Annotated in this window: 1 protein-coding gene; it reads left to right on the forward strand. The window is 71.8% G+C overall.

Features of this window, described 5'->3' with window-relative positions; all coding sequences use genetic code 11:
- Nucleotides 1-39 precede the first annotated feature (39 nt).
- Nucleotides 40-436: nuclear transport factor 2 family protein (locus K7G60_RS38705; protein ID WP_225805645.1), on the forward strand; the 397-nt coding region annotated here is incomplete at its 3' end.

Raw genomic sequence — 436 nt, forward strand, 5'->3', positions numbered from 1 at the left:
GCGCAGGCCGCAGGCGCAACGCCGGGCGATGATGGGGGCATGTCCGATCGTGACGACTTCCTGGCGTGGGTCAGGACCGCGTTGTACGAGGCGGAGGCCGCGCTGCACAACGGCGACGCCGCTCCCCGACGTGCGCTCTGGTCGCGCACCGAGCCGGTGAGCGTCCTGGGAGCGTGGCGCAGCGCCGTGGGCCGCGAGGAGCTCGACGCCCTGTTCACCGGCCTCGCGAAGACCTTCTCCGACTGCACGTCGTACGCGTTCGAGCTGCAGGCCTACGACGTCAGGGGCGACATGGCCTACACCGTCGGCCTGGAACACACCTCCGCCTCCGTGGACGGGCAGCCCCGTACGTACACGCTGCGTGCCACCCAGGTGTACCGCAGGGAAGACGGCGCCTGGCGGGTCGCCCACCGGCACGCCGACACCGTGACCGGCT

The organism is Streptomyces sp. NK15101 (assembly GCF_020400725.1).
Lineage (GTDB): Bacteria > Actinomycetota > Actinomycetes > Streptomycetales > Streptomycetaceae > Streptomyces.